This is a genomic window from Vibrio sp. V10_P2A27P122 (assembly GCF_963874335.1).
GTDB classification, from domain to species: Bacteria; Pseudomonadota; Gammaproteobacteria; order Enterobacterales; family Vibrionaceae; genus Vibrio; species Vibrio anguillarum.
This window is the reverse complement of sequence record NZ_CAWNHY010000077.1, coordinates 1-16396: the sequence shown is the minus strand read 5'-3', so window position 1 is coordinate 16396 and position 16396 is coordinate 1. Positions and strand designations below refer to the sequence as shown.

Below are 16396 nucleotides of genomic sequence, written 5' to 3'. Positions count from 1 at the left end.
GGTCAATTCACTGCTAATGAGAAGTGGGCTATTGCGGAACAGAACAAAAGGTGGGTTGTTAAATCATTTAAAACCCAAATGTGCCCAGAGAGTCGTTGTAAACGTAAGAGGACAGGCCATCATCGCTGACCATAACGCCAAGGGATAAAGGGCATATCGCTCGTGACTGAAAGGGCAATCAAAGGAGACGTTCAGCCTCCTTTGATTCGGTATCGCTATTGTTGGTTTTCGCGATGCGAAATTATTTTAGCAGACCGATTTCTTTGTAGTATTTTTCTGCGCCAGGGTGAAGAGGAATGGAGATCCCCGCTTTCACCATGTCTTCTTTTTTCAAGTTAGCAAAGGCAGGGTGAAGACGTTTAAAGGTATCAAAATCTTCAAATACCGCTTTGACCAAATTGTATGCGACTTCATCAGACACATCAGTGCTTGATACCAAGGTCGCAGCCACACCAAAACTGGTTACATCTTTATCTGTTCCACGGTACATGCCAGCAGGAATCGTGCTGTAAGCGTAGTAAGGGTTATTGGCAACAATTTTTTCAATTTCAGGGCCAGTAGCAGAGACGAGTTTTGCATCGCATGAGGTCGTTGCTTCTTTGATTGAACCATTTGGATGGCCAACCATATAAATAAAGGCATCTATTTTATTGTCGCACAATGCTTGAGAGCGCTCAGAGCCTTTGAGCTCAGAAGCCAGTTTGAAGCTGTCATTGGTCCAACCAAATGCATCCATCACCACTGCCATGGTTGCCCTGTCACCAGAACCTGGGTTACCAATGTTGACACGTTTACCTTTCAAGTCAGCCACGTTTTCAATGCCTGAATCGGCGCGGGCAATGATATTAAAAGGTTCGGTATGAAGGGAAAATACTGCGCGCAGTTTTTTATTCGGGCCTTGCTCAGCAAATTCACTGGTACCGTTATAACCATGGTATTGCCAGTCAGATTGAACAATACCGAAATCGAGTTCACCTGCACGAATCGTGTTCACGTTATAGATCGATCCGCCCGTTGATTCTACTGAGCAGCGAATGTTGTGATCTTTACGCCCTTTATTAACCAGCTTACAAATAGCACCACCTGTCGGGTAGTAAACACCAGTGACGGATCCTGTACCAATCGTAATGAACTCTTGTGCGCTTAACGTACCTGTACCCATGACCGCTGCTGCAATAATTCCAACTTTAATCAATTTATTCAATGCCATGAATTTTCCTTCCTTATTCATTATTAACCCCATAGATAATTGTTGTTACACCCTTTCCACTTGAAGTTGCTGTGGTGTTAGCTACGTTCGTTCACCCCAATCACAGAATTATCCATGCTTATGACGACTGACTCACTTGCCGCCTACCCGCAACTTCAAGTTGTTTGGGTATCGGGGGAGTTTCCTCATCTAGAAACGGCATCTTTTTCAATCCGTATGTTGAAAAAGTGGCTAAATAATACCAAAAAATCGACACATAATTACAGGAATGTTAAAAAATGTAGCGAAATTGGCTATCAATAAGCGTCATTGTCAGAGCCAAAATATGGCAATAGCTTGCCTATCAAGGAGTTATTCCTCTTTCTGCTGTGACAACTTATTGCTGAAGATGTGAAGAGAATCACGCCGACTTGACTCAGTGTGATTCTACTAGAGAGTGAGATGAAATGCGTTTAGTGACAAATTACCCTGCGTAATCAAACAGATCACAGACTGAATCAAACAGCTGCTTTGTCGTTACGTTCAGTGTCGGTGTGATAAAAATGGTATCGTCACCGGCCACCACACCCAAGATGCCTTCTGATTTACCCAGTGAATCAAGTAACCGAGCAATAAGCTGCGCCGCTCCTGGTCCGGTATGAATCACTACCAGCGCGGCATTGTGATCTATATCTAGCACTAATTCACGCAGTGAACTTGATACGGTTGGTACACCGAGTTCAGCAGGAAGGCAGTAGACCATCTCCATTTTTGCGTTGCGAGTGCGTACCGCGCCAAATTTAGTCAGCATGCGAGATACTTTGGATTGGTTGATATTATCAAACCCTTCATTACGCAGGGCATCGACAATGTCACCTTGAGATCCAAAACGTTCTTCTTTTAATAGATTTTTAAAAGCACGAACCAGATTATCTTGCTTATCATTATTGTTGCGCATAGTTATCGTCTTCGATTAGCCATTTATTGCTGCATATTCTCGCATAGCTATGCAGTCATCGCCAAATTATCGTCCAAAAGTGTCTAAAAGGTCACTGTAAACTTTTATGTAAAACTTTGGTCGAATGGCAACTTAACTCTTTGTCGGTAAAGATAAACAAGGTCATAATTGCCATCGGTGCTGTAGCACGATTTTAGCGAATTGCGCGAGGTCGCAAAGCTAGCGTTAATTGATTGTAATCATATTGTGATTGCTATAGTTTTCTAGCTTAAAAATACCCTACACAAAAACATTTATAAGAGATTTATTCTCAAGGAGAACTACGATGAAAGTAGCTGTTATTGGTGCCGCTGGTGGCATCGGTCAAGCCCTAGCACTTCTACTTAAAAACCATCTTCCTGCTGGTTCCGATCTGGCGCTGTATGACATCGCACCGGTGACTCCGGGCGTTGCTGCCGATCTAAGCCACATTCCTACTCCCGTATCGATCAAAGGCTATGCTGGCGAAGATCCAACACCTGCGCTTGAAGGTGCGGATGTAGTCCTTGTTTCTGCTGGTGTCGCTCGTAAGCCGGGTATGGATCGCGCGGATCTGTTTAATGTTAACGCTGGCATTGTGAAAGCGTTGGCTGAAAAGATTGCGGTTGTCTGTCCAAAAGCCTGTGTGGGCATTATCACCAACCCTGTCAATACAACAGTACCTATTGCAGCGGAAGTCTTGAAAAAAGCAGGCGTTTACGACAAGCGTAAGCTATTTGGTGTGACAACGTTGGATGTGATCCGCTCAGAAACGTTTGTCGCGGCGCTAAAAGATAAAAACCCTAGCGAGATTATTGTGCCTGTGATTGGCGGCCACTCAGGCGTCACTATCCTACCTTTGCTTTCGCAAATTGAAGGGGTTGAGTTCACGGCTGAAGAAGTGGAAGCACTAACTAAGCGCATTCAAAACGCAGGCACCGAAGTGGTGGAAGCGAAGGCGGGTGGCGGCAGTGCAACACTGTCAATGGGTCAAGCGGCTTGCCGTTTTGGCTTATCATTAGTCAAAGCACTACAAGGTGAACCAGGTGTTGTGGAATGTGCCTACGTTGACGGTGGTAGTGAGCATGCTTCATTCTTTGCACAACCGATTAAACTCGGTAAAGAGGGTGTCGAAGAAGTGTTGAGCTATGGTGCATTGAGTGCCTATGAACAAGCCGCGTTAGATGGAATGCTGACAACACTGAAAGGTGATATTCAGCTAGGTGTTGATTTCGCCAAATAAAGAATAACCTTATCTTATACAAAAATGCCGCTTGCTCATCCAAGCGGCATTTTTTATGGTTTTTACCAATATTTTTGTATGATGATGCTTTGAACTGTGTAATATGCGGTTTTTTTTACTGAGCAGTGCATTATTTTCGTCGTGAACTTACAAACTTTTTGATCCCTAGCAATGAATTTGACTATTGACTCACTATCTCAGTGACCGCGATCACATAGGGATTGATGTCTGATAAATATGTTCTCTAAAATAGCGCCTTCCTCTAATGTGTAAACACTCACTGGATAGTTCCCATGGATAATAAGCTTGGTTTGGGCTCACTGACAGCACTGGTCATTGGTTCAATGATTGGCGCTGGTGTTTTTAGCCTGCCACAAAACATGGCCTCAGTCGCCAGCCCTTTGGCGGTAATGATCGGTTGGGGGATCACCGGCGTTGGTATGATCTTTCTCGCGCTCTCTTTTCAACAACTTGCCATTCATAAACCTCATATTAATAGTGGCGTATTTGGTTTTGCTCGAGAAGGATTTGGTGACTTTGCGGGTTTTTGTTCCGCATGGGGTTACTGGTTTAGCGCCATGGTGGCTAATGTCTCTTATCTGGTAATTGTTTTTAGTACCTTAGGTATGCTGTTTGATACACCAGATAACGTGATGTTTGGGGCGGGTAATACGTGGCTTTCCATTGGGAGTGCATCGGTATTACTTTGGTTGGTGCATGCGTTGGTCAAAAAAGGAGTACAAACGGCCGCATTCATTAATCTGATTACCACCTTTGCTAAAATGATCCCTCTAGTGTTGTTCATCATTTGTGCCGCTTTTGCTTTTTCTTGGGACAAATTCACATTGGATTTTACAGGCTTACACTTCGGTGTTGGCCATGATCTGCTGGATCAAATAAAAAGCACCATGTTGATCACGGTATGGGTGTTCATCGGAATAGAGGGAGCGGTTGTTGTGTCAAGCCGCGCTCGCCACCGTGCTGATATCGGTAAAGCGACTATTCTCGGTTTGCTTACGGCGTTGACCATTTATGTATTGGTCACCTTATTGTCGATGGGCGTGATTAAACCGGTTGAATTGGCGCAATATCAGAACCCTTCAATGGCCAAAGTGCTGACGACTATTCTTGGTCCTTGGGGCGAGTACATTATCGGTGTTGGATTAATTATTTCGGTGTGCGGTGCTTTTCTTAGCTGGACGGTCCTGGCCTCCGAAGCGCCATTTTTATGTGCTAGAGATAAGATGTTTCCTGCCATCTACGCCCAGCAAAACGAAGCGGGGAGCCCAGTAAAAGCGTTAACTCTAACCAATATTTGCATTCAGGTCTCACTGATTCTGGTGATGTACGCAGGCAGTACCTACGATACGCTGCTGATCTTCGCTTCAGAAATGATCCTTGTTCCCTATTTTTTGATCGGCGCCTTTACGTTAAAGATCGCGATTGAACAGAAGAATAAAGGCAAACTTCTGGTGATAGGTTCTTGTGCCACCATTTATGGGATTTGGCTTTTGTATGCCTCTGGTTTGCACTATTTGATGCTCTCCGCGCTACTCTATCTACCTGGGCTCTATTTCTACATGAAAGCAAAACGAGAGCAGGGCATTCATCCTTTTCAAGGCAAAGAAAAGTTAGGAGCTTGTGCTTTAACGATCGTGGCTGTTTTTGCATTTGGCATGATTTGGCAAGGCGGGTTTTAAATAACGCTTAGAATCAAAAAGAGCCTCAATTGAGGCTCTTTTTGTAGCGGTGCATTTTTAGGCAAAGAGCGATTCTTCGTCAAAGCTAGCTGCTGTTCTACTTTGTCCTATTCACAGCCATATGAGCTAGAGCTATCAGTGCTTGTTTATATTCACTTTCTGGCAGGATAGACAGCTCATTGATCGCTTTATCGGCTTCTTCGAGCGCTTTGTTGGTTGTGTATTCAAGCGAGCCTGTTTGTTTCATTGCCGCTAGAATCGCATCAAGCTGTTCCATGCCATTGGCTTTTTCGATGGCCTCACGGATCATCTCTTTTTGTTCGTGTGTACCATGCTGCATTGCGTACAATAGAGGAAGTGTTGGTTTGCCTTCCGCTAAATCATCGCCCACATTTTTGCCCATTTCACTGCCATCAGAGGTGTAATCCATCACGTCATCAATGAGCTGGAAAGCCGTGCCAAGGTACTTACCATAGTTCTGTAATGCCGTTTCAATTTCAGGAGAAGCATTACTTAATATCGCACCAATCTGGGTCGCTGCTTCAAACAAACGCGCCGTTTTCGAGTAGATCACCTGTAGGTAATTTTCCTCGGTAGTGTTTGGGTCATTACAGTTCATCAATTGTTGCACTTCGCCTTCAGCGATAACGTTCACCGCATCGCTCATCAGCTCAAGGATCCTTAACGATCCTAGTGTAGTCATCATTTGGAAGGAACGCGTGTAGATGAAATCCCCCACTAACACGCTCGCTGCATTGCCAAATGCCGCGTTCGCTGTTGCCTTGCCACGGCGCATATCCGATTCATCGACAACGTCGTCATGCAGCAAGGTTGCCGTGTGGAGGAATTCAATAAATGCAGCGGCAGTCGTGTGCGCTTCACCTTGATAACCAAGGGCTCGAGCCGACAAAATAGCCAGCAAAGGACGCAGACGTTTCCCACCTCCGCTGACGATGTAGAATCCTAATTGATTGATTAAAGATACATCAGAGTTGAGCTGAGCTTGAATCGTTTCATTCACTTTTGCCATGTCATCGGCAGTAAGCGTTTGGATAGCTTTAAAATCCATGGTTAATCCGGCTGAAGTTAGAACCTATAAGGTGTTGTGTTCTTCTATAATTCTCGAATAATACACTAAAAAACGTTGATTAATACAAGGCTTAAAGGCATGATTGCGCCACTTTTCATTGGCGATTAGCTTTTCGCCAATTTTTTCAAAATATGGCTTGTCTTGGGGTACTCATTCGCGTAGAATCTGCGCCCTATTGATGATTAGTTTAGCGCACACCCAAATTGCTCAAATAAAAAGCATACGGCTGTGCGGAAAGAGCGGAGTAAAATATGTACGCTGTTTTCCAATCTGGTGGTAAACAACACCGTGTAAGCGAAGGTCAAACTCTTCGTTTAGAGAAATTAGACGTTGAAACTGGTGCAACTGTTGAATTTGATAAAGTTCTACTAGTTGCTAACGGTGAGCAAATCACTGTTGGGGCACCTCTTGTTGAAGGCGGTAAAATTACTGCTGAAGTAGTACAACACGGTCGTGGCGATAAAGTTAAAATCGTTAAGTTCCGTCGTCGTAAACACTCTCGTAAACAACAAGGCCACCGTCAGTGGTTCACTGAAGTGAAAATCACTGGCATCAACGCTTAAGTAATTTAGGAGAGTTTAACAATGGCACACAAAAAAGCTGGCGGTTCTACTCGTAACGGCCGCGATTCAGAAAGCAAACGTCTTGGTGTTAAGCGTTTCGGTGGTGAATCTGTTCTTGCAGGTAACATCATCGTTCGTCAACGTGGTACTAAGTTCCACGCAGGCACTAACGTTGGTATCGGTAAAGACCATACTCTTTTCGCTCTTACTGAAGGTAAAGTGAAATTTGAAGTTAAAGGTCCTAAAAACCGTAAATTTGTTAGCATCGACGCTGAATAAATTTATACCTAACTGAACTCAAAAGCCCTGCCGTTACGGTGGGGTTTTTTATTTATCAGCCGAACAGAAAAGAAGACACTCTAATCACTAGAGTTTCTCCTTATGTGTTCCAATTGTGGATAAAACGAAGGATGATCACGGTCGATCCTGAATGTGTATCTGCTAGAATTTATATCATTGTGTGACAATGATATCGCAACGCAAAGAGCGTGGAGTAACAAATGAAATTCGTTGATGAAGCGATAATTAAAGTCGAAGCGGGTGATGGCGGTAACGGTGTCGTGAGCTTTTGGCGTGAAAAATTCGTGACGAAAGGCGGCCCTGATGGCGGCGATGGCGGCGATGGCGGCGACGTTTATATCCAAGCCGATGAAAACTTAAATACCTTGGTTGATTACCGATTCCAACGCTTTTACGCTGCTGAGCGCGGCCAAAATGGTGGCGGTGCTAACTGTACAGGTAAGCGCGGTAAAGACATTACTTTGAAGGTGCCTGTTGGGACTCGAGCGGTTGACATTCACACCAATGAAGTTGTGGGTGAAGTTGCAGAGCATGGCAAAAAAGTGATGGTCGCTAAAGGTGGCTGGCATGGTTTAGGTAATGCTCGCTTTAAGTCATCCGTTAACCGTGCACCACGCCAAAAAACCATGGGTAAAAAAGGTGAGGTGCGCGAATTACGCCTTGAGCTTTTACTCTTAGCTGACGTGGGTATGCTTGGCTTGCCGAATGCGGGTAAATCAACCTTTATTCGTTCTGTTTCAGCAGCGAAGCCAAAAGTCGCTGATTACCCCTTCACTACGCTGATCCCAAGTTTGGGTGTCGTGAGTGTGGTTCCTGAGAAAAGTTTCGTGATCGCTGATATTCCGGGCTTGATTGAAGGCGCGGCCGATGGTGCTGGTTTAGGTATTCGCTTCTTAAAGCACTTAGAACGTTGCCGAGTGTTGCTGCATATGATAGACATCCTTCCTGTTGATCAAAGTGATCCTGCGCAAAATGCGCTGACCATCTTTGATGAGCTAGAGCAATACAGTGAAAAAGTGTCACAAAAACCTTGTTGGTTGGTGTTCAACAAAGTTGATCTGATGCTTGAAGAAGAAGCCGATGAAAAGATCCAAGAGATCTTAGATGCGCTAGCTTGGGAAGGGCGATACTTCAAAATTTCGGCAGTAAACCAACAAGGTACGGCGGATTTGTGCCGTGAGTTGGCTGACTATATGGAAACGTTACCTCGTGAGCAGGAAGAGCTCAGTGAAGCTCAGAAAGTCGATTTCATGTGGGATGATTACCATAAAGATGAGATGAACAGCCAAAATGTGATCACTGAAGATGGTGATGACTGGGATGATTGGGACGACGAAGAAGATGACGGTCACGTTATCTATGTTCGTGATTAATTTTCCTGAATGGATTGAGCCGCAATAATTATTGCGGCTTTTTTATAGCTAAATCATATTTAAAGCACCCAATTTCGGGCACACTATTGGGCTTTTAGGACGTTCGGAAAGGAATCATGACATCCAAACAGAGGCTTGTTTCTCGATTGATCGCCCAGGCTGGGCAAATGTTGTTGGCTCATGGTGCGGAAAGTACACTGGTGGGCGATATTATGCGTCGCATGGGAGCGGCGTGTGGCATGAGTGAAGTGGAAGTATCGCTCTCGGCGAGTTCACTTGTGCTAACCACGGTTTATGATGGCCATTGCATTACGACTGCGCGCCGTTGTCCTGATCGTGGGATCAATATGCGGGTAGTGACGCAAGTCCAGCGCATCTGCATCATGATGGAAAAAGGGATTTTAGATTATTCCCTTGCGCAGAAAAAACTTAATCAGATCAGCCCTGAACGCTACAACCGTTGGTTAGTTGTGGTGATGATTGGTCTTTCTTGTGCTGCATTTGCTCGTTTAGCTGGCGGAGATTGGACGGTGTTTACGATGACGTTCATTGCTTCTGCGGCGGGTATGATTGTGCGCCAAGAGATTGGGCATCGCCAATTTAATCCGCTCGTCAACTTTACGGTGACCTCATTTGTCACTTCGATCATTTCAGCGCAAGCTATCATCTACCAGCTAGGCAATAAACCAACCATTGTGATGGCTTCTTCTGTACTGATGTTAGTCCCCGGTTTTCCTTTAATTAATGCGGTCGCGGATATGCTTAAAGGTTATATCAATATGGGTATTGCCCGTTTTGTGATGGCAAGTTTGCTTACGTTGGCAACGAGTTTGGGCATCGTTGCGGCGATGAGCGTGACGGGTGTATGGGGGTGGTAGCGATGGATTGGATGAATTTATTACTCGGTTTAGCCAATGATATGTTTTTTGCTGCAATCCCAGCCGTTGGTTTTGCTTTGGTGTTTAATGTTCCTGTACCAGCCCTAAAATATTGTGCGTTAGGTGGTGCGATTGGTCATGGCTCACGTTACTTAATGATGCAATTTGGAATTCCCATTGAGTGGGCGACTTTTTTTGCTGCAACTATCGTTGGAATGATTGGCGTGCGTTGGTCGCGTAAATTTTTAGCTCACCCTAAAGTGTTTACGGTAGCGGCTTTGATCCCAATGGTTCCCGGGGTTTTTGCCTTTAAAGCGATGATTGCAATGGTTGAAATTAACCATCTTGGTTTTACGCCAGAGCTGCTGGCGATACTGATGGATAATTTTTTAAAAGCGATGTTTATTATCGCGGGCTTAGCGGTTGGCCTTGCGGTGCCGGGTTTGTTATTCTATCGGCGCAAACCCATAGTGTAAGGGCATGGGCTATTTTTCGTGATGACACTTTAGGATCTTATTTATGATCATCAGCATGATTGCCGCGATGGCAGACAACCGGATTATTGGTAAAGACAATCAAATGCCATGGCATTTACCGGCAGATTTTGCATGGTTTAAACGCTGTACGTTGGGCAAACCAGTGATCATGGGGCGAAAAACTTATGAGTCTATTGGTCGCCCGTTACCTGGTCGCCATAATATCGTGATCAGTCGTGATGCTTCATTGGCAATTGAAGGGGTGAGTATTGTCTCTTCGATTGAAGAAGCCATTGAGGTTGCGGGTCATGTGGATGAAGTGATGATCATTGGTGGCGGCTCTATCTATCAAGCCTGTATGCCACAGGCCAATAAACTATACCTCACCTTTATTGACTTAAATATTGAGGGAGATACACAATTTCCCGAGTGGGGGAGTGAGTGGCAAGAAGTTCATCGTGAAATGTATCAAGCGGATGACAAAAATGCTCACAACATGCAGTTTGTGGTTTTTGATAAGCAATAGAGGATTTCGGATCGATATTAAGCAACGATCCGGATCTTTTTATTCGTTAGCCTTTATGGGTTAACGCTGGTTGAGTGAAGTAGTGTTTATCTTCCCAGCGTAGCATGGTCAAACATCCTCCCCACACACAGCCAGTATCAAGCCCTATCACTTCGTCGCTGCGGTAACCTTCTAATGCAGCCCAGTGGCCAAAGAGGACTGTTTTATCGAGTTTAAGGCGTTTGGGTAGGGCAAACCACGGTAACAATTCTTCATCTTTTATTTCTTGAGGGGGAAGTTTGCACGCCATATCAAGACGCCCATCAGCAAAGCAAAAACGCATCCGAGTATAGGCATTGATGGTATAGCGATAGCGGTCAATCCCTTCTAGCTTCGAGCTCCACATATCAGGTGTGTTGCTGTACATCTGCTCGATAAGCCAACGCCAACGATCACTTTGCAAAATACTTTCGACTTCTTTTGCTGCTTGACGTGCAGTTTCAAGATCCCACAGAGGAGAAATCCCCGCATGGCACATAACAAAGTCAGCATGTTCAGCGAGGAGCGGTTGATGGCGCAACCAAGTGAGCAGCTCTGTTGCATCGTTCGCTTGTAATATGGGTAAGGTTTTATCACGAGGTTTACATGGGTGGATGCCCAGCGAGACGGCCAGTAGGTGAAGATCGTGATTGCCTAGAACGATACGCGCCGAACTACCCAATTGTTTGATAAAACGTAGCGTTTCTAGAGATTTAGGGCCTCTTGCAACTAAGTCGCCAGCTACCCACAGTGTGTCTTGTTGTGGTTGGAATTGCACTTGAGCCAATAAACACTGTAGTTCATCAAAACAGCCTTGAATGTCGCCGACAATATAGTTCGCCACGGCTACCTCTTTTAATTTAAAACATTAGGAATAGCGAGACGAAAAGGCTCAATTTCAACAATAAATTCAGCGTCCGCTTCATCTAACATAATGTAATGACCTTGCATCACACCGACTGGCGTTTCCAACGCCGTACCACTGTTATAGCGGTACTCATCATTGGGCAAGATAATCGGTTGTTCCCCGACCACGCCATCACCTTCCACAGACATCTGTTTGCCATTCGCATCGGTAATTAGCCAACGGCGGCTCATCAGCTGTACTTGCTGGTTGCTGAGATTACGGATGGTGATCACATAGGCAAAGATATAGCGGTGTAAATCGGGATTGGACTGCTCGGGGAGATACTGGGTATGGACTTGGATTTTGATACAAGGTTCAGAGATATCCATGTTAACTCCTTGTTTTTATAGATGAGCGATAGACATTGGCCGTTTATCGCTCAATCGTTATTAGGCGTGATGAGCGTCTAACCAGTTTGCCATAGCAACAAACTGTTCAAGTGTTAGGTTTTCCGGGCGCATGCCAGGGTTGACCCCAAGTTCTTCTAGCGTTTCCACCTCAATCAAACCTTTGTAGCAGTTGCGTACGGTTTTACGACGTTGGTTAAAACCATCTCGGCAGACACGCTCTAACCACTTCATGTTTGTCGTTGGATGCGGCAGTACTTCATAAGGCACCAAGCGCACCACGGCTGAATCAACTTTCGGTGGCGGTACAAAGGCCGTTGGCGGAACTTCCAGCACAGGAACCACTTTGCAGAAATACTGCGTCATAACCGTTAAGCGCCCGTAAGCTTTACTGCCGGGACCGGCAGCTAAACGATTGACCACTTCTTTTTGCAGCATGAAGTGCATATCTTGAATATCTTTATGAAATTCAAATAAGTGGAACATTAATGGCGTTGAAATGTTGTATGGCAAGTTGCCGAAAATGCGCAGTTTATTATTCGGCTTCACCAACTGCGTGAAGTCAAAGCGCATCGCATCGCCTTCGTGAATCGTCAATTTACTCGATAATTCTGGGTGGTTGCGCAGGCGCTCAGCTAAGTCACGGTCTAGCTCAATAACAGTGAATTTATCCACTTCGCGGCCGACTGGCTCAGTTATCGCTCCAAGACCGGGGCCGATCTCAACCAAATTTTGTCCCGGACGAGGGTTAATCGCAGAGACGATGCCATCAATAATGTATGGATCGTTTAGGAAGTTTTGACCAAAACGTTTACGCGCTTTGTGCCCTAAGTGGACATCATTTCTCATAGTTTTCTCGAAATTAATTAGGTTTCTTTTCTACCAAGTCAATCGCGTAGGCGAGTGCTGTTCTAAAGCTCCCTGTATCCGCAAGCCCTTTCCCTGCCAATTCGAGTGCGGTGCCATGATCGACCGATGTTCTTATAAAGGGTAGACCAAGAGTAATATTTACTGAACGACCAAAGCCTTTGTACTTTAATACGGGTAGGACTTGGTCGTGATACATGCCTAAAACAGCATCGGCATCTTGCAAGTATTTGTCATTGAAGATGGTGTCGGCTGGTAGTGGGCCAATCAAATTAATGCCATCTTGCTGACGAATTTTTTCTAGTGTTGGAGTGATGGTTTCTATCTCTTCACGGCCCAGACAGCCATCTTCTCCCGCGTGTGGGTTTAAACCACACACATAAATTTTGGGTTGAGCAATGGCAAATTTTTCCACCAAATCTTTATGCAAAATAGTGATGATTTTTTCTAACCGCTCGACCGTTACTGCCTTTGATACATAAGCCAGTGGAATATGTGTTGTCACTAGCGCGACTCTCAACCCTTCTGTTGCGAGCATCATAACCACCAGTGGAGTATTAGATTTTTCAGCAAAGAATTCAGTGTGGCCGCTAAATGCAACGCCAGCTCGGTTGATCACCCCCTTGTGCACAGGGCCGGTGACAATAGCATCAAATTCATCATTCATACAGCCTAAAGCGGCTCTTTCTAATGTATTTAATACATAATGTCCATTGGCTTCATTCAGTTTCCCCGTTATCACCGGTGCGCCGAGGGGAATATGATCCACTACTAACCGTCCCGCTTGCTGTGGTTTTGGTGCAGAGGTGACTGAGTAGTCTTCCAATATAACGTCAATATTGAGCTCTTTAGCGCGCTCTGCAAGCAAGCTTTTGTCCGCGCATACCACCAGTTGATGTGCCCAATCTTCTTTTGATAAGGCCAGCACCAAATCTGGGCCAATACCCGCGGGCTCGCCAGCGGTAACCACGATGCGTTTAATTGTCATCTTGGTTGTCCTGTATAATTTCTACAAAGGCACTGGCACGCATTTCTTGTAGCCATGCGCTGGCTTCTTCATTGAATTTTCGATTAAAAAGAATGCGATAAGCTTTGTTTTTCAGTGCAGAGTCGGTGCGGTCGACTTCACGGCGATCAAGCACTTCGACAATATGCCAACCATGAACGGTTTTAAAGGGTTCGCTGATTTGCCCAACCGATAATGTTTCGATTTGATGTTGAAACTCCGGCACGTACAGATCCGGTGTTTGATAACCCAATTCGCCATTTTGCGCCGCAGAGCCGGGATCTTGGCTGTATTGCTGCGCCAATTCACCAAAGGTCGCTTCACCTGCCTTAATGCGACGAATGAAGTCATGTAGCTCTTTTTGTACGCCGTCATCGCTTAAAATGACCGTGGGTTTGATTAAAATATGGCGTGCATTAACTTCCGTGACCGCGACGGTTTCTAATCCTTTGACGTCATCAATTTTAAGAATGTGGAAACCGACGCCACTGCGAAATGGCCCAATAATAGAGCCTTTGTTTTGCATTTTGATTTGGTCGGCAAAAATTGTCGGCATTTCTTCTTTGCGCATCCAGCCCCAATCACCACCTTGCAGCGCTTTCGGACCTTTTGAATAGGTGTAAGCCATGGTGCTGAAATCTGCTCCTTGGTTGAGTTTTTCGACTAAGGTTTTGGCTTGCTGTTCTACTGCGGCCTTATCTTGAGTGTCGTCAACACGCAGTTGGATGTGGCTGATTTTATATTGCACCGTTGCATTGGTTTCTTGCGCAAGAATATTGGCTAAGTTGTCCACTTCGTCCGGTAATATATTGATCCGGCGACGAACTAAAGCATTGCGCGCTTCACTTGCTGCAATTTCTTTACGTACTTGTTCGCGAAATTCGGCATAAGTCAGCCCTTCAGCAGTAACAGAAGCGTTAAGCTGTTCCAGGGTTTGATTATTGTTTTTCGCGATGTCGGCGATCGCGTCACTGAGTCGGTTATCGTCAATGCGAACGCCAATGCGTTGTGCTTCTTGTTGCTGAATGGTATCAATAATCAATTTTTCAACCACTTGCTCACGCAGCACTGTGTCTTCGGGTAGCGTTTGACCATTTTTCTTTGCATTAATGGTCAAGGTTTTTAATGCACCATCAATGTCACTCTGTAAAATAACGCCACTATTGACGATGACGGCGACGCGATCGAGCTCAACAGGAGTAGCGTATGCGGTGTTTAGGCTTAATGTTGCCATCAATCCAATCAGTGTGTGTTTCCACAATTTCATTTGTAGTCCTATCAAAATGAGCAAGGGCCTTTACGCTTAAGCAAAGGCCGAATAAATTAGTTGTTTAGGAAAAATGGACGACCATAACTTAATGAATTTCCAGCGCTGTCTACGCCCGTCATTCCGGAACCTGCACCAATCGTGGTGCCAAAACCGACAATACCAAAGTTCAAACTAAAGTTATTTTCGTAGAGTGGCGTAGCATTAGGGTCAGTAACAAAATCACCATCCCATTTCCGCAGTTGATTACTATAAGTAAAACCAATATACCAACAATCTGAGGTGTAGCTTAGGTTAGCCAGCCACTCCAGGCTCTTTTCCGTGGTTAAATCGTAGAAGTACTGTCCGCTAGCATTCCATTTTTGGGAAATCTGATACCCAGCCAGTAAACCAGCTTGTGAAATACCCTCTTTGGTTATTCCACTAGTATTGAAGTCCACGGTGTTTTTAATGTAATCGTAAGTTACATAGCGGTAGTTGGTTTGAATATAGCCAGAGCCAACCCGATACTCTAGGGTACTATTGGCGAGCTGCATCGTACTGCTATCAATGTCGTACTGAACCCCGCCATGGTAGAAGAGTAAATCATCATAGTTGAAGTCCATTTCGACGGCCCAAGCCGAATAGTTGGAAGTGTTGGCTGAATTATCTCGCTCATTAGGGGAGGAATTCTTGAGATCTTTTTTGAGGTAAAAAATCTGGCCAAAAGAGATATTTAAACGTTCTTTATACTGATCGTCGAAAAACCGTGAAGAGGCACCGTAGCTGATCTGATTTGCCGGGGCAATATAATCGACACCACTGTATTTACGGCTGCGGAATAAACCATAATAATCGGTTTGCAGTAGCGTTGTATCGTACAGCCCGATATTGCGCTGATCTTCTCTCGGTACGTACAGGTACTGAATCTGCGGCTCAAGTGTCTGCGTATAGTCATCAAACAGAACCGTATCTCTTTCCAGTACTAATCCCGCATGAGTTCTAAATTCCGGAATGATGCGTGAAACGCTCTCTTTTAGGTCTTTATAGTTATCCGAATTGAGGTTAACACCGCTGAGATCTTGTTGGTAATAAGTACCAAGCACTCGCGCTTCTGTTGTCCAAGTGCCCCAGGTGTTACTGAGAGGGATAGTAAAGCCCGGTTCAATATGCGCTCGGGTGGCTGCAGGTTTTCCTCTTGCATCGGTTTCAAAACGCGATAGATGGCTCACCATATCAAAGTTCAAATACGGTAATAATTCGGGCGCATAGTAATTAAACGCAATCTGTGGCATCAAGCGATAGGGTTGGTTGGTGCTAGTTTTGTCTTCTGTAAGCAGCTGAAAGTCGCGAACCAGTATCGATGAATCCCAATTGTGGGTCCGGTAGGTGGCTTTACCTTCTTGGATAAGCTGACCATCTTCTCGGTTACCGATACCTGAGTCTAAATCACTAAAGTAGCTAATGTCACTGACTTGAGAGTAGTCAATTTCAAACTTCCAAGCTTGGTTGAAAATACCACTGTGTTGGTATTGGAAGCCCCAGCGGCTGCCCTTTTCCGGATGTTTTTGATCATCAGGTAAATATTCAGATTTAATGTTACCTGTACCAAAATTATTCAGATAACGGAATTCACTGTTTAATTGCGTACCGCGTTCTTGCATATATTTAAAGGTTGTTTCTAGGTCATA

Annotated in this window: 17 protein-coding genes; 8 read left to right on the top strand and 9 right to left on the bottom strand. The window is 44.9% G+C overall.

Annotation, left to right across the window (positions count from 1 at the left end):
* Positions 1-241 precede the first annotated feature (241 nt).
* Positions 242-1210 carry a TAXI family TRAP transporter solute-binding subunit gene (locus AACQ17_RS04285; RefSeq protein WP_026027829.1) on the bottom strand — a complete coding sequence of 323 codons (969 nt, stop codon included), beginning with the start codon at positions 1208-1210 and terminating at the stop codon, positions 242-244.
* 463 nt (positions 1211-1673) lie between these two features.
* Positions 1674-2147, bottom strand: a complete 474-nt coding sequence (gene argR / locus AACQ17_RS04280; RefSeq protein WP_013857844.1) for a transcriptional regulator ArgR — start codon at positions 2145-2147, stop codon at positions 1674-1676.
* A gap of 325 nt (positions 2148-2472) precedes the next feature.
* Here argR and mdh point away from each other — a divergent pair, with 325 nt between their 5' ends.
* Both mdh and AACQ17_RS04270 read left to right on the top strand, forming a co-directional pair.
* The gene (gene mdh, locus AACQ17_RS04275) at positions 2473-3408 is read left to right on the top strand and encodes a malate dehydrogenase (protein WP_017043806.1); all 936 of its coding nucleotides are present in this window, start codon (positions 2473-2475) and stop codon (positions 3406-3408) included.
* A gap of 293 nt (positions 3409-3701) precedes the next feature.
* Complete coding sequence (locus AACQ17_RS04270; protein WP_013857842.1) at positions 3702-5108, top strand: basic amino acid/polyamine antiporter; 1407 nt, start codon at positions 3702-3704, stop codon at positions 5106-5108.
* A gap of 97 nt (positions 5109-5205) precedes the next feature.
* Here the strand turns inward: AACQ17_RS04270 and ispB are convergent, their stop codons facing one another.
* On the bottom strand, positions 5206-6177 hold the full coding sequence (gene ispB / locus AACQ17_RS04265) for an octaprenyl diphosphate synthase (RefSeq protein ID WP_094147284.1): 972 nt from the start codon (positions 6175-6177) through the stop codon (positions 5206-5208).
* A 272-nt stretch (positions 6178-6449) separates the two neighbouring features.
* On the opposite strand from ispB, the gene rplU reads away from it, so the two are divergent.
* The 6 genes from rplU (at position 6450) to folA (ending at position 10314) form a co-directional block, all read left to right on the top strand.
* Complete coding sequence (gene rplU / locus AACQ17_RS04260; RefSeq protein ID WP_010320620.1) at positions 6450-6761, top strand: 50S ribosomal protein L21; 312 nt, start codon at positions 6450-6452, stop codon at positions 6759-6761.
* A gap of 21 nt (positions 6762-6782) precedes the next feature.
* On the top strand, positions 6783-7040 hold the full coding sequence (rpmA, locus tag AACQ17_RS04255) for a 50S ribosomal protein L27 (RefSeq protein WP_010320621.1): 258 nt from the start codon (positions 6783-6785) through the stop codon (positions 7038-7040).
* 221 nt (positions 7041-7261) lie between these two features.
* Positions 7262-8434: an Obg family GTPase CgtA gene (cgtA, locus tag AACQ17_RS04250; protein ID WP_017050648.1), complete on the top strand. Its 1173-nt coding sequence runs from the start codon at positions 7262-7264 to the stop codon at positions 8432-8434.
* 116 nt (positions 8435-8550) lie between these two features.
* Positions 8551-9312 carry a threonine/serine exporter family protein gene (locus AACQ17_RS04245; protein ID WP_013857840.1) on the top strand — a complete coding sequence of 254 codons (762 nt, stop codon included), beginning with the start codon at positions 8551-8553 and terminating at the stop codon, positions 9310-9312.
* Positions 9300-9788: a threonine/serine exporter family protein gene (locus AACQ17_RS04240; protein ID WP_013857839.1), complete on the top strand. Its 489-nt coding sequence runs from the start codon at positions 9300-9302 to the stop codon at positions 9786-9788. The genes AACQ17_RS04245 and AACQ17_RS04240 overlap by 13 nt, the downstream gene beginning before the upstream one ends.
* 43 nt (positions 9789-9831) lie before the next feature.
* Positions 9832-10314 carry a type 3 dihydrofolate reductase gene (gene folA, locus AACQ17_RS04235; protein WP_017045398.1) on the top strand — a complete coding sequence of 161 codons (483 nt, stop codon included), beginning with the start codon at positions 9832-9834 and terminating at the stop codon, positions 10312-10314.
* 46 nt (positions 10315-10360) lie between these two features.
* Here the strand turns inward: folA and apaH are convergent, their stop codons facing one another.
* From apaH to lptD, 6 genes are all read right to left on the bottom strand, one after another.
* On the bottom strand, positions 10361-11176 hold the full coding sequence (gene apaH, locus AACQ17_RS04230; RefSeq protein ID WP_013857837.1) for a bis(5'-nucleosyl)-tetraphosphatase (symmetrical) ApaH: 816 nt from the start codon (positions 11174-11176) through the stop codon (positions 10361-10363).
* Between the two features lie 11 nt (positions 11177-11187).
* Entirely contained in the window at positions 11188-11568 is a 381-nt protein-coding gene (gene apaG / locus AACQ17_RS04225) for a Co2+/Mg2+ efflux protein ApaG (RefSeq protein ID WP_013857836.1), read from the bottom strand.
* Between the two features lie 60 nt (positions 11569-11628).
* Positions 11629-12435, bottom strand: coding sequence for a 16S rRNA (adenine(1518)-N(6)/adenine(1519)-N(6))-dimethyltransferase RsmA (gene rsmA, locus AACQ17_RS04220; protein WP_013857835.1), 807 nt, complete (start codon positions 12433-12435; stop codon positions 11629-11631).
* Positions 12436-12448: 13 nt separating this feature from the next.
* Complete coding sequence (pdxA, locus tag AACQ17_RS04215) at positions 12449-13441, bottom strand: 4-hydroxythreonine-4-phosphate dehydrogenase PdxA (protein WP_017050645.1); 993 nt, start codon at positions 13439-13441, stop codon at positions 12449-12451.
* Positions 13431-14726 carry a peptidylprolyl isomerase SurA gene (gene surA / locus AACQ17_RS04210; RefSeq protein WP_019282297.1) on the bottom strand — a complete coding sequence of 432 codons (1296 nt, stop codon included), beginning with the start codon at positions 14724-14726 and terminating at the stop codon, positions 13431-13433. The genes pdxA and surA overlap by 11 nt, the downstream gene beginning before the upstream one ends.
* Positions 14727-14782: 56 nt before the next feature.
* Positions 14783-16396 (bottom strand): LPS assembly protein LptD (gene lptD / locus AACQ17_RS04205; RefSeq protein ID WP_094167731.1); only part of this gene is annotated, 1614 nt, incomplete at its 5' end.

Bases quoted from the DNA above. Each gene is read 5' to 3' on its own strand.
- AACQ17_RS04285 (WP_026027829.1), bottom strand. From the start codon at position 1,210: ATGGCATTGAATAAATTGATTAAAGTTGGAATTATTGCAGCAGCGGTC.
- argR (WP_013857844.1), bottom strand. From the start codon at position 2,147: ATGCGCAACAATAATGATAAGCAAGATAATCTGGTTCGTGCTTTTAAA.
- mdh (WP_017043806.1), top strand. From the start codon at position 2,473: ATGAAAGTAGCTGTTATTGGTGCCGCTGGTGGCATCGGTCAAGCCCTA.
- AACQ17_RS04270 (WP_013857842.1), top strand. From the start codon at position 3,702: ATGGATAATAAGCTTGGTTTGGGCTCACTGACAGCACTGGTCATTGGT.
- ispB (WP_094147284.1), bottom strand. From the start codon at position 6,177: ATGGATTTTAAAGCTATCCAAACGCTTACTGCCGATGACATGGCAAAA.
- rplU (WP_010320620.1), top strand. From the start codon at position 6,450: ATGTACGCTGTTTTCCAATCTGGTGGTAAACAACACCGTGTAAGCGAA.
- rpmA (WP_010320621.1), top strand. From the start codon at position 6,783: ATGGCACACAAAAAAGCTGGCGGTTCTACTCGTAACGGCCGCGATTCA.
- cgtA (WP_017050648.1), top strand. From the start codon at position 7,262: ATGAAATTCGTTGATGAAGCGATAATTAAAGTCGAAGCGGGTGATGGC.
- AACQ17_RS04245 (WP_013857840.1), top strand. From the start codon at position 8,551: ATGACATCCAAACAGAGGCTTGTTTCTCGATTGATCGCCCAGGCTGGG.
- AACQ17_RS04240 (WP_013857839.1), top strand. From the start codon at position 9,300: ATGGGGGTGGTAGCGATGGATTGGATGAATTTATTACTCGGTTTAGCC.
- folA (WP_017045398.1), top strand. From the start codon at position 9,832: ATGATCATCAGCATGATTGCCGCGATGGCAGACAACCGGATTATTGGT.
- apaG (WP_013857836.1), bottom strand. From the start codon at position 11,568: ATGGATATCTCTGAACCTTGTATCAAAATCCAAGTCCATACCCAGTAT.
- rsmA (WP_013857835.1), bottom strand. From the start codon at position 12,435: ATGAGAAATGATGTCCACTTAGGGCACAAAGCGCGTAAACGTTTTGGT.
- pdxA (WP_017050645.1), bottom strand. From the start codon at position 13,441: ATGACAATTAAACGCATCGTGGTTACCGCTGGCGAGCCCGCGGGTATT.
- surA (WP_019282297.1), bottom strand. From the start codon at position 14,726: ATGAAATTGTGGAAACACACACTGATTGGATTGATGGCAACATTAAGC.